Annotated in this window: 7 protein-coding genes; 1 reads left to right on the forward strand and 6 read right to left on the reverse strand. The window is 34.9% G+C overall.

Annotated elements, in window-relative coordinates; genetic code table 11:
• Position 1 precedes the first annotated feature (1 nt).
• Entirely contained in the window at positions 2 to 1,528 is a 1,527-nt protein-coding gene (locus tag HNR32_RS05265) for an LPS-assembly protein LptD (protein WP_183860395.1), read from the reverse strand.
• A 169-nt stretch (positions 1,529 to 1,697) separates the two neighbouring features.
• Between HNR32_RS05265 and guaD the strand changes: the two genes are divergently transcribed.
• On the forward strand, positions 1,698 to 2,957 hold the full coding sequence (gene guaD, locus HNR32_RS05270) for a guanine deaminase (protein ID WP_183860397.1): 1,260 nt from the start codon (positions 1,698 to 1,700) through the stop codon (positions 2,955 to 2,957).
• A gap of 51 nt (positions 2,958 to 3,008) precedes the next feature.
• Here guaD and malQ read toward each other — a convergent pair whose 3' ends face one another.
• From malQ to glgD, 5 genes are all read right to left on the reverse strand, one after another.
• Positions 3,009 to 6,467 carry a 4-alpha-glucanotransferase gene (gene malQ, locus HNR32_RS05275; RefSeq protein ID WP_183860400.1) on the reverse strand — a complete coding sequence of 1,153 codons (3,459 nt, stop codon included), beginning with the start codon at positions 6,465 to 6,467 and terminating at the stop codon, positions 3,009 to 3,011.
• Positions 6,468 to 6,541: 74 nt separating this feature from the next.
• Complete coding sequence (gene glgA / locus HNR32_RS05280) at positions 6,542 to 7,990, reverse strand: glycogen synthase GlgA (protein ID WP_183860471.1); 1,449 nt, start codon at positions 7,988 to 7,990, stop codon at positions 6,542 to 6,544.
• Positions 7,991 to 8,008: 18 nt separating this feature from the next.
• A complete protein-coding gene (glgB, locus tag HNR32_RS05285; protein ID WP_183860402.1) occupies positions 8,009 to 10,036 on the reverse strand; it encodes a 1,4-alpha-glucan branching protein GlgB in 2,028 nt (675 codons plus the stop codon).
• Positions 10,037 to 10,077: 41 nt separating this feature from the next.
• Complete coding sequence (locus tag HNR32_RS05290; protein WP_183860404.1) at positions 10,078 to 12,519, reverse strand: glycogen/starch/alpha-glucan phosphorylase; 2,442 nt, start codon at positions 12,517 to 12,519, stop codon at positions 10,078 to 10,080.
• A gap of 91 nt (positions 12,520 to 12,610) precedes the next feature.
• Positions 12,611 to 13,717: a glucose-1-phosphate adenylyltransferase subunit GlgD gene (gene glgD / locus HNR32_RS05295; RefSeq protein ID WP_183860406.1), complete on the reverse strand. Its 1,107-nt coding sequence runs from the start codon at positions 13,715 to 13,717 to the stop codon at positions 12,611 to 12,613.
• Position 13,718: the final 1 nt, after the last annotated feature.

The raw sequence follows: 13,718 nt of genomic DNA on the forward strand, positions 1-13,718 counted from the left end.
ATCACCAGTGTACTAAATCAAAGTGTACATGCCAAGACTGTCTTTTTTCACGGTATTCCAGAGCCATGTCAAAGCAGTGAAAATCATGATACCAATAGTAGTCACGGTCTTCTAATTCCATATTATTACCAGCATCAAATTCATTGGCAATTACTATACGATCTTTATTGGTTAGTTCATAACTAAATCCAGCAGTAACTTTTTGGGAATAATCATCAAATCCATAATCAAATAGAGCATTTTGTGTAGTTGATTGGGAATAATGGTAAGCGGTATAAGCAATTAATCTAGGACTTATATCAGCCATGATGGTAGCATTATAAAAAAGACTATTATAACTGCTATTATCATATGATTCATTTACCCAAGAGTATCCAATATTAGGATACAATCTAATTTTAGATGAACCAAGGTTAATAGGTTTATGTGACAGGCTGATAGTATTGCTTCGATGCCAGCTTGTTATACCATCTTCTGTCCATTTACCATATTCAGAGGTAAAGCCAAAGTTAAGTGGGGTATTGCCGATAGGTGTGTTATAAGTAAAGATTGTTGTTGGTTCTTTTTTCAGCCATCTGTCGTTACTATCTTCATAGTAACCATCTTCTACCCTCAGTGAGGCTTTCCCATCAGCCCATCTTATGCCATAAATATTACGTAAATCATGCTTACTATAGTAGTTAAAATCAATGTAAGCATTTATTTTATCATTAAGCTGCTTATCATAATAATATTGGATATGTACACCGTCATCACTATCATATTTTACGTGTACAGGGATAAAAAAATCATTATTTGTAGCATTTTTTCCGATTTTAGTAATATAACGATCTTTTTTATAAACGACCTGTCCCTTTATCCAAAATTTGGCATTATAAGCAACCATATGATCATCCGGCCAGATTTCGATTTTATCAGCAGACATATGATAATCAGGTTTTTTAGCGGGACATTTAGTTATGGTACCATTATAGATAATCATCTCTTCGGGATAAAATTCTATTTTTTCGCCAGAAATATATTTTAAATTTATGGACCCCTTAGCATTTTCCATCTTGCCTTTTTGAGAATTGTAGTTATATTGGGTATTATATCCGTCTAATAATACGGAAGGTCCTTCATATTGAGCTATATGTGCTTTATCTTTAATAGTTACATTGCCAGTTACAGAATTCCCCGTCATTAAGTCAGTGGTTAAACGAGAATACTTATTGGTAACTTTTACATCACCTTTAGCATAGACATCTCCAGTTTTACTGTCATAAGAGATGTCTTTTCCTTCAAAAATAATTGGTGCTGGTTTATTAGGATCAATGGGGCGAATAAATTTTTCTTTATTGATTTCATCACGTAATTCGCGTAATTCTTTAGTAGCTAACAACTGTCGCTGATAATCTTTTTGATCTTGAATATAATTTAATAATTGAACATCAGTATCAGTATCATCAGCATGAACATAGGGCTGACCAATGCTAAAAGCAGTAGCAAAAACAGCCATAATTGACAAAAAGTGGATTCTTTTTTGCATATATTTAAATTCTCCTAAAAATAATATATCAATTATATATTATCAGCTAAAATAAAAAAGACACGATTTTTAATTAACATAATATATATTTTGTTTTATACTTAAGTATAACAAAAAAGTTGCATAATTTACAGTGTATTGGATCAATAAAATATAAGGAGCTGGTATTTTGCCGGAAAAAATTTTTGCCATAAAGGGAGATATAATCTTTACAGAAACGAATAAGCAGTTTTCAACTTATTTACAGAGCTTTCTTGTAATAAAGGATGGTATTGTAGAAGGCATATATAAAATACTGCCGGAAAAATTCAATGGGATTTCTGTAAGCGATAAGGGGCATGCACTTATATTACCGGGATTTATTGATTTGCATACGCATGCGGCACAATTTAATCAGCTTGGTATGGGCATGGATTATAAATTAATTGATTGGCTGTCATCATATACCTTTAAAGAAGAAGAAAGATTCAGCAGCGAAAAGTATGCAGAGAAAATTTATCGGGCATTTGCTGAAGAATTAATTAATTGCGGTACTACAAGCGCGGTTATATTTTCAACAATTCATAAGAATAGCTGTGATATATTATGCCGCATACTACAGGAGAAAAAAATACCAGCATACGTTGGTAAGGTTAATATGGATGTAAATTGTCCGTCTTTTCTTTGTGAAAATACGGCTGAATCATTGCAGGAAACAGAAGAGTTTATTAATAAGTGGAAAGATAATTTATTGATAAAGCCGATTATTACGCCGCGCTTTGCACCAACAAGTTCAAGAGAACAATTAAAGGGTTTAGGTGATTTAGCAGTAAAATATAATTTGCCGGTGCAATCACATTTGGCAGAAAATAAGGCTGAAATTGCCTGGGTAAATGAACTTTTTCCTGAATGCGGAGCATATTATAAAGTATATGAGCAGTATAATTTATATGGGCAGACGAAAACATTGATGGCACATTGTATTCATTTGACTGATGCAGAAATTAAGCATTTAGCAAAAATTGATGTAATGCCAGTGCATTGTCCTGATTCCAACATGAATTTAACAAGCGGGATTATGCCAGCAAGAAAAATGCTTAATGAGGGGATAAATATAGGTTTGGGCAGCGATATTGGTGCGGGACATGAGCTATTCATGCCTAATGTTATGGTGCGGGCTATACAGTCTTCTAAAATATATAATATGCAGCATAATGAATATAAACCATTATCACTGGCAGAAGTATTTTATATGGCGACAAAGGGCTGCGGAAAATTCTTTGATAATCGCGGCAGCTTGGAAAATGGTTATCAGGCTGATTTTTTAGTTATTGATCTGCCGGAATATAAACAAAATGCTTCTTTAGAGGAACGACTGGCATATTTTGTATATAGCGGAGAGAAAAAATATATAAAAGAATGTTATGCTAATGGCAAGAAAATTTCATGAGTATAATAAATAAAGACTGTATGCCATAAATCAGCATACAGTCTTTATTTATTACCGATTATATTTTTCTACGAGCTTAGCTAAATATTCAGCCTGATTATTATCAGGCTGCTGCAGTAACTGCCATTGCCAGTTAGTTCCTACTGTACCTGGCAAATTCATACGGGCAGAAGCATCAAGCCGCAGAACATCCTGTAAGGGCAGTATAGCAATACGACCATTGCTGGCATAAGCGTATTTTATGAGCTTATTGCAAAGTTTAACATTAATATCGTTATCAGAATCAGTTACATCTATATTCAGGTGAGCCGATAAAATTGCCTTGGTTTCAGCATCAAGGTCATTTTTCAGCCAGCCGATAGTTGTATTATTATCATGTGTTCCTGTATAAACGATATTATTATTGGAGCAGACAAAACCAATATTTTTAAACTCACTGGGATATAATTCAAATTGCAGAACTTTCATGCCGGGAAAATCACAGTCATTCTTTAATTTTTCTACATCAGCAGTAATCAGGCCAAGATCTTCGGCAATAATGGGAAGATGGCCTAGCTGTTGTTTTATAGAAGTAAAAAATTCGTTGCCTGGGCCATCCTGCCAAAAACCATCACGAGCAGTTTTAGCATTGCCGTCAACAACCCAGTAAGCAGCAAAACCACGAAAATGATCAATGCGGATTACATCGACAATTTTATGCAGTGTAGAAAAACGTTCTATCCACCAGCTGTAATTGTCTTTTTTCATTACATCCCACAAATAATGAGGGTTGCCCCACAACTGGCCATCAGCACTAAAATAGTCGGGTGGCACGCCGGCAATTGTCTTGGGCGAACCATCAGCATCGAGATTAAAAAATTCCTGATGCGCCCAAACATCAGCACTGTCATGTGATGGAAAAATAGGCAGGTCACCAATTATGCGTATGTTTTTGGAATTAGCATATTTTTTTAGTTTTATCCATTGTTTGAAAAAAATATATTGCACAAATTTTATATAATTCATTTTATTTTGCTGTTCTTTTTGAGCATTAGACAGAGCTGTTTTATCACGAAATTTTAATTCTTTTGGCCAGCTAGTCCAGGCAGAATTATTATAATGTTCTTTTAGCGCAATAAATAAAGCATAATCATCAAGCCAATATTTTTGCTGTGCACAAAAATCATTATAATTAGTATCAGGGGAAAATTTATTAAAGGCTTTTTGTAATAATAATTTTTTTTGTTTTTCTACAGCAGGAAAATCAATGTACTTAGTATTGGTGATTTTATAAGCGTCTGCTGAATCTAATAAGCCAATTTTTACTAATTCATCTGGAGAAATAAGTAAATAATTACCAGCAAATACTGAAGATGACTGATACGGTGAAGCTCCATAGCCTACTGGTGTTAATGGCAATACCTGCCAGTATTTCTGCTTGGCTGTTTGCAGCCAGTCAATGAAATTAAAAGCAGTCATGCCAAGGTCACCAATGCCATAAGGTGATGGCAGACAGGTTGGATGCAGTAATATGCCGCAGGAACGATTGTTAACATTGGATTTATCAACCTGATGTAAAATTTCAGCTGATAGAGCACTGACAGTAATTTTTAAGATATTATTTTGCAAATGAATATTATCTTTGTTGGAAAGTATAAATTCCAACTCATCATAACAAAGTCCATGTAAATCAATTTCTACTGGAATATTTTCATTTCTACTGCGATTTATTATTATCAAAAAAGCATCGTTCTTAGCCTTATGACCAAAGATGTCCTTATTATTTCTTATGCAGCGTAAATAAGCAATAATAGTATTGGATTCATAGACAAATAATAATTCACCTGTTTGCAGAGCAATATTTTCATTGCGCAGCTTAATTAATTTTTTAAACCAATCCCTCAGATATAGATTAGGGGAATCTTGTTTATCTGGTGTATCGTCCCATTTATAAGGTGCACGGTTATAGGGATCACGAAATCCCTGCATGCCAATTTCATCGCCGTAATATATTGAAGGAACGCCAGGGAAGGTCAACTGCCATAAAGCAGCTATTTTGCTGCGATTCATGCCAAGCTGGTAGTGGTTTTCGTCAAGATGGTAGCGTGATTGGATGATGGCCGGCATGCCGTCATAAAAGGAGGCTTCTCCCAAAAGTGTTATAATACGTTCTACATCATGGCTGCCAACAAGATTCATCATAGCATAGTAGTTTTGGGCAGGATAGTTTTCCTTTTGACTTGATAAGCGTTTAATAGTATCAAATCCGGAAATATAGCCTAATAGAAAGTCAAGTACAATACGGCGGAAGGGATAATTCATGGCTGAATCCATTTCATAACCGCATAAATATTCACGGGCAACCCCATAACTTACTTTATTAGAGGCATCTTCCCAAACTTCGCCAATCATTATGGCATCTGGATCAATATCCTTTAGTGTTCTATAAAAATTACGAGAAAATTTTTGCGGCAATTCATCAATTACATCAAGTCGCCATCCACTGATACCGCTTTTAGACCAATGTTTTATGACACTGTTTTCACCATTTATGATGAAATTCATATAAGAGTCAGTGGTTTCGTTTACATTGGGAAGAGTATGAAATCCCCACCAGCTGTCATATTCATGAGGATAATTATGAAAGGAATACCAGGAATAATAAGGAGAGGCTTGTGATTGATAGGCACCAATGGAAGGGTAATTATTATCACGGTTGAAATAAATACTATCACTGCCAGTATGGCTGAACACACCATCGATAATTATATTTATTCCTATATCTTTAGCCGTTTGACAAAGATCAATGAATTCGTCATTAGTACCCAAAATGGGATCAATGTTATTATAATTACCAGTATCATAGCGATGATTACTGGCTGCTTCAAAAATAGGATTTAAGTAAATTACCGATATACCCAGTTCTTTTAAATAGCTGAGTTTTTCTTTGATGCCGGCAATGTTACCACCGAAGAAATCATAGGTGATAATTTCTTTGGTATCAGGGTCTTTGTAATAACAGGGTTGATCATTCCAATCGGCATGGTATACAGCATTCTTCTTAGGTATAATACTATTTCCCTGACGATAAAATCGATCGGGAAATATTTGATACATTATAGTATGTTTAAACCAATCAGGTGTTACTGCGTCAAACCGATAAACAGTTATTTGAAATGAAGGTGGAACCTGTTCGTAAATATTACCTTTTCCACCCGAGTGTTCAGGTGTATTACCATAAAACAATGTTTGTTTTTCACTTTCAATGATAAAATAGTACCATAGTAAACAGCCCCGCTTGGGAGTGGCTATTTGGGCAAAATAATGTTGAGGATTTGTCGGTGAGTGTGTTAAAACGATCATTTTTTCACCGGCGATATCCTGCCAAAGCCGCAGTGAAACAGATTTTATTGGTTCGGTGATATTAATATCAATACCCAAATATAAAGAGGTATCTGTAGCTACCGCTCCAGTGGGGTAACGATAATAAGGATTGTGGGAATTATGAAATAATAAATTTGCTTCCGACAAAAAATCACCTCCTTAATTCTAGAAAAGATGCATATAAATTTAAATGCACCTTTTCTAAAGCATAATGTTTTAACTTACTTGCTGGCTAATTTGCTATATATTTCTTTATATTGTTTAGCAGAGCTAGACCAGCTGTAGTCTGATTTCATGGCATTTTCTAAAATACGGCGGCGTAAAATAATATCACTGCCTTTTTCTAGTGAGCGTTTTATGGAATAGAGGAGTTCATGGGCATTATAATTATTGAAGGTGAAGCCATTACCAGTATTTACATAGCTGTCATAAGGCTCAATAGTATCACGCAATCCTCCTACAGCATGAACGATTGGAAGTGCTCCATAGCGCAGTGCTACCATTTGACCAATACCACACGGTTCATAGCGCGATGGCATTAAAAATAAACTTGAAGCAGCATAGATTTGATGAGCCAGCTTGTTATCAAAAGTTGTTGTTACGGAAACTTTTTTTGGGAAGCGCCACTGCAATCCATGAAACCAGTCTTCATATTTTTGGTCACCAGTGCCTAGTAAGACGAACTGAACATTCTCATATTGTAAAAGTTCGTCCAATATGCGTATTAATAAATCAAGTCCTTTGGCTTCTACTAAGCGGGAAACAAATGAGATTATAGGAGTTTTTCTTTCTATAGGCAGTCCTAGTCTTTTTTGCAGGGCAACCTTATTTTCTATTTTTTTCTCTAAAGCATTAGAAATATCGTAATTAGCAGTTAAGTAAGGGTCTGTTTTGGGATCATATTCGGTATAATCTATACCGTTAACAATGCCTGTTAAATCGTTTTTACGTGTACGTAAGATACCATCTAATTGTTCACCAAAATATGGCGTTTGTATTTCCTGGGCATAAGTATTACTGACAGTAGTAACAGCGTCAGCATAAATGATACCAGCCTTCATAAAATTAATATTATTATAAAATTCAAAATCACCATTAATAAAATAATTATCGTCAAGACCTAAAACATCAGTAAGCATATATCTAGGGAATATTCCCTGATATTTTAAATTATGGATGGTATAAACAGTTTTTATTTTACTGTAATGACTATTATCACTGTAATTTAATTTTAGATATACACTTACAAGACTGGTATGCCAATCGTTTAAATTTATTACATCGGGATAAAATTTAATGACAGGCAGCATTTCTAAAATAGCACGGCTGAAAAAAGAAAATCGTTCTGCATCATCATCATAGCCATAGTAACCATGATAGTCATCACGTTTAAAATAATCTTCGTTATCAATAAAATAGAAAGTGATGCCATTATATTCCAATGTGTCAATACCAAGATATTTTTCCCGCCAAGCAATTTTTATCGTACCAGAATAGATATGTTTCATTTGTTTACGGTATTTTTCAGCGATTAAGCTGTATTTAGGCAGTACCACGCGGACATCAATGCCCTGTTGTTTTAATTCTTTGGGCAAAGAACCGGCAACATCGCCTAAACCGCCAGTTTTAACGAATGGAGCTGCTTCTGAAGCTGCATAGAGAAGTTTCAACATAAGAATGATCCCCCTTTAATTTTTATGTTGATATTTATTATTGTGTTTTCTTTTATGTTTATGATGTTTATTGGTTTTATATTCAGTAACATTACTTATTGGCAAATCAACCACTGGGTGATTTAATTCAGCAGTTATTTGAGGAGTTTTTTTTATCCGTAAATAGACAGCACCCAGCGGCGGAATACTTAATGAAATTGATTGCGGTTGATTATTCCAAGGATGGGCAGTGCTTTCAATGAGCGTATTATTTATTACATTGGATCCGCCAAATTCGGCAGCATCGCTATTGAAAATTTCCTGATATGTGCCAGCGATTGGAATGCCAATACGATAGCTATGGTGAACTTCTGGCGTGAAATTGCAAATAACAATAATACAATCATCAGTATTTTTGGCTTTGCGCATAAAGGAAATTACACTATTGTCAGAATCATTACAATTAAGCCAGGCAAAACCATGCCAGTCAAAATCAATTTCCCATAAAGCTGGCGAATCTAAATATAACTTATTAAGACATTGGGAGTAATTGCTCATTTTAGTATGCATAGGATAATTTTTTACTAAATGCCAATCAAGACTGTCATCGTAATTCCATTCAATAAATTGCCCAAATTCACTGCCCATGAATAAAATTTTTTTGCCGGGATGACTCATCCAATAGGCAAAAAACAAGCGCAAGCCAGCAAATTTTTGCCAATAATCTCCTGGCATTTTTTCAATAAGTGAGCATTTACCATGGACTACTTCATCATGGGATAAGGGCAGAACAAAATTTTCTGAAAAGGCATACATTAAGGAAAAGGTTATTTTGTCATGATGCCATTTACGATGAATAGGATCCAAGCTGATATATTTTAGCATATCATTCATCCAGCCCATATTCCATTTATAATTGAAGCCTAAGCCACCCATGTAAACAGGTTTACTAATTAATGGCCATGAAGTTGATTCTTCAGCAATCATCAGAGCTTGTGGGAAATATTTGAAAACAGCTTCATTTAATTTGTGGATAAAATCAACGGCTTCAAGATTGCCATTGCCGCCATATTTATTGGGACACCATTCGCCATCATTTCTTTGATAATCAAGATACAGCATATTAGCAACAGCATCGATTCTCAGGCCGTCAATATGAAACTCTTTAAGCCAGAATATAGCATTGGAAATTAAAAAACTATGCACTTCAGTGCGTCCATAATCGAAATTGGTAGTGCCCCATTGCTTGTTTTCACGTCGTTGTTTGTTGTCAGATTCGTATAATGTTTCTCCGTCAAATCGACGTAATCCTTGTGCATCATTGCAAAAATGACCAGGCGCCCAATCCATTATTATGCCTATGTTATTTTGATGGGCGGTGTCGACAAGGTAACGAAAATCATCAGGTGTACCATAGCGGCTGGTTACAGCATAATAACCAGTGGCCTGATAGCCCCAGGATCCATCAAAGGGATGTTCATATAATGGCATAAATTCAATGTGGGTATAATGCATTTCTTTTACATATTTGATTAGCGTATCGGCAGCATCACGATACGAAATATAGTTATTTTCCAGTGTTCTGCGCCATGAACCTAAATGTACTTCATATATCAGCATGGGCGAAGTATAGGAATTATGCAATTTTTTTTGTTCGAACCATTCACTGTCATGCCAGGAATAATTTGCTAAATTATAAGTACGTGAAGCAGTAGCAGGTTTTTTTTCGGAAAAAAAAGCATAAGGGTCGGCTTTATAAATAAATTCATCGCTATTTTGCGGCAAAATAGCATATTTATATAAAGCCCCTTCTTTAATATGCGGAATAAATATTTCCCATATTTCACTGTCAGCATTTTTGTGCATAGGATGACAATCAATCTGCCAATCATTAAAATCGCCAACGACACTTATTTTTCTGGCATGAGGGGCCCAAACAACAAACCGAACACCATCAATATTATTTTCTTTGATAAAATGAGCACCAAACAGTCCATAAGAATGAAAGTTAGTACCTTGATGATATAAATAAGTATCATATGGTTTTAAACTTGATGTTATCATTTGGTAGGTTCTCCATTTCCTATTATAGAATTGTGCTGTATTTATAATTTTATAGGATGTATATTCCAAATATTTTTCGCATATTCTGAAATAGTGCGATCACTGGAGAATATGCCGGAATGAGCAATATTTATAAGACTTGATTTTTGCCAATTGTTTTTATCCTGATATTTTTTTTCAATTATTTTATGGGCTTGGCAATATGCCGGGAAATCTTTGAATACAAAATATTCGTCATTGCTGCCAAATAGATAATTGTATAAATCCTGGAAGTCACCGTTTTTAGTAAATGGACCTGTTAATAATTGGTCGACGACACAGTGAATTGCTGAATTATTATTGTATTCATTCCAAGCAGAGTAATGACCATTTTGGTAATATGATAATATTTCATTAGCATTAAGGCCGAAGATTACACAATTATCAGAACCAACAGCATCATGTATTTCGACGTTGGCACCGTCTAGTGTACCAAGCGTTATAGCTCCATTCATCATGAATTTCATATTGCTGGTGCCGGAAGCCTCTTTACCAGCAGTGGAAATTTGTTCACTGACATTAGCTGCTGGAAATAATTTTTCCGCTAGAGAAGTACCATAATTTTCCAAAAACACAATTTTCATTTTTTTATTAGCACGTTTATCATTATTGACAATAGAGGCAACAGTGTTTATCAGGCGTATGGTTTCTTTGGCGATATGATAACTGGGAGCAGCTTTGCCGCCAAAAATAAAGGTGCGCGGGGTCATTTCTAAATTAGGATTTTCACATAAAGCATTATAAAGATGCATTAGATGAAAAATATTCATTATTTGTCGCTTATAAGAGTGAATGCGTTTTATTTGTATATCAAATATGGATTCAGGGTCAATGGTGATATTATTTCTAATTTTTATAAGCTTAGACAGATTATTTTTATGCAGCTGTTTTACTTGGTATAATTTTTCAAAAACATTAGTATCATCTTTATAGTCGAGCAGTTTTATAAGTTGACTGGGATGAGTGCGCCATTTATCAGTGATTAAATCGTCAATTACTTCTGATAGCTGCGGATTTGATACCATTAACCAACGTCGATGGGTTATACCATTGGTTTTATTGTTGAATTTATGAGGATAGTATTCATGAAAGGCTTTCATACTGTAATCTTTCAAAATATCAGAATGGATTTTAGCAACGCCATTAACACTATGACTGCCAATAACAGCCAGTCTGGCCATATGAACGAGCCCATCCTGTAAGATGGAAAGATTATGAACTATTTCTTCGTTATCTGGATAGCGGTCGCGGACATTTATCAAGAAACGTCGATTTATTTCATCAATAATCATATAAATACGTGGCACAAGTGCTTTAAACATATCAATAGACCATGTTTCTAATGCTTCCGGCAAAATAGTGTGATTGGTATAAGCCATGGTTTTTATGGTGATATCCCAAGCTTCATCCCAGTTCATATGCTCAATGTCAACAAGGATACGCATTAATTCAGGAATGGCCATAGCAGGATGGGTATCGTTGATATGGATGGCTATTTTGTCAGGGAGCTTTATTAAGGGTAAATTTAATTTTTTATAGTGGCGAACAATACTTTGAATACCAGCTGATACAAAGAAATATTCCTGAGTAAGGCGCAAAATTTTGCCTTTTTTTGAACTATCATCCGGATATAAGCAATTGGTAATAGCTTTTAGGCGATATTGAAAATTTAATTTTTCCTGCAGCTGCTCATGGCTTAAATTGCCGCTTTCAGCAAAGTTTTCACTGACCTCAGCATTCCATAAACGCAGGGTATTTACAATGCCGTTATGATAGCCAACTATTGGCACATCATAAGGAACGGCAGATACGGTGGTATAATTTTCATGAACAGGCAATAATGAACCATCAGGTAGTTTTTTCATATAGGCATTACCGGCAAATTTTACACTTATTTCTTTTTCGGCTTTGCGGTATTCCCAGGAAAAACCATTTTTAAGCCAATTATCAGGAATTTCAACTTGATTGTTATCAATGATTTTTTGTTCGAATAGACCATATTGATAACGAATACTGCAGCCATGTCCAGCAATTCCCAATGATGCCATGGAATCAATAAAACAGGCAGCAAGTCTGCCAAGCCCGCCGTTGCCTAAACCAGCATCGGGTTCCTGCTCAAATAATTCATCTAAATCAATACCTAAATGCTGCATTGCCAAGTTGCAAACTTCACCAATATCAAGATTCATTATATTGCAATTGAGCAAGCGCCCTAATAGGAATTCAATAGAAAAGTAATATATTTGCTTTTCTTCATGGTCACTATAATATTTATTGGTTTGTATCCAATTATTGCTTATATATTGCCGCAATGTGTGAACTAGTGCCTGATAAAGATTTTCTTTGCTAAGTTCTTCCATGTCTTGTCCAAACATAACACTGGCAGTTTCCAAAAATAGTCGTTCAAACTGATTTTTTTCCTCCAATGCTTTATATGTCAGCATATTGATAACACCCCTCATTGTTTTATAATGAATTTTATTAAAGGCTATAGTCTTATATAGAAGTATTCTATAAAAACATAACCTTGCTAATTTAAATTACGGTATTTTTTTCCACAATAAATGGATAATTTATGGCACCTTTTAACCATTTTTGTGGTGAAATAGTAACACTTTTATCACAGATCACATTTTCAACAAGGGCATCTTCATTGATCGTGCATCCTTGCATAATTATGCTGTTTTTTATTTCAGCACCTTTAGCTATTTTTACATCGCGGAATAAAATACTATTGCTGACGGTGCCTTCAATGATACAGCCGTTAGCGATAAGTGAATTTTGTACCTTAGCTTTTGATTTGTATTGGGCAGGAATATCATTTTTTGTTCTTGTATATATTAAGGAATTATCCATAAATAATTCCTGCCAAATTTGGGGATTGAGCAGATCCATATTGGTTTTATAATAGTCGTGTATAGAGTTTATTGTCGATACATAGCCAGAATAATTATAGCCATAGACATTATATTTATTATGAAGGCGCATAATGCCATCAAGCAGAAAATCACAACCGCCGCGTTCATAAGCATATTCGACAATATCGATAAAAGTTTTGCGGGACATCAAATATATACCCATAGAGATGTTAGCATCATTATAACTGGCAGAATGATTGGCAATATCGGTAATTAAGCCATTTTCTTTACACTGCAGTACAGTACAAGGTGCAGAACTCTCATGTGTGGCTTTATGATAAATTATAGTTATATCAGAATTGGTGTTTTGATGAAAACGCAAGGCATTGTTAAAATTCATGTTAAATACAGTATGTCCGCCAGATAATAAGACGTAATCCTGAGTACTTTTTTTCATGAAGTCAATATTTTTATAAAATGTTGATAATTCACAGGAGGCAGAATCATTTTTAGCGCAAACAGGCGGCAGATAAAACAAGCCTTCATGGCGCCTGGCTAAATCCCAGTCTTTACCGGAGCGGATATGGTCAAGCACTGAGCCGAATTTTTGCGGCAGTAAAATGCCTACATTTATAATGCCAGAGTTAACCATGTTGGATAAAATAAAATCGATTAAACGATAGCGCCCTGCAAATGGAACAGTTGCAATAGGGCGATCTGTGGTAATTTCTTTTATTAATTGGCGATCTTCTTCTAAATTTATTAAGCCTATAACCCGGTTCATC

The sequence above is a fragment of the Pectinatus brassicae genome (genome assembly GCF_014201835.1).
Classification (GTDB): Bacteria; Bacillota; Negativicutes; order Selenomonadales; family Selenomonadaceae; genus Pectinatus; species Pectinatus brassicae.

Excerpts from the sequence above, each read along its gene's own strand:
- HNR32_RS05265 (WP_183860395.1), bottom strand. The coding sequence starts at position 1,528 with ATGCAAAAAAGAATCCACTTTTTGTCAATTATGGCTGTTTTTGCTACT.
- glgB (WP_183860402.1), bottom strand. The coding sequence starts at position 10,036 with ATGATAACATCAAGTTTAAAACCATATGATACTTATTTATATCATCAA.
- HNR32_RS05290 (WP_183860404.1), bottom strand. The coding sequence starts at position 12,519 with ATGCTGACATATAAAGCATTGGAGGAAAAAAATCAGTTTGAACGACTA.
- glgD (WP_183860406.1), bottom strand. The coding sequence starts at position 13,717 with ATGAACCGGGTTATAGGCTTAATAAATTTAGAAGAAGATCGCCAATTA.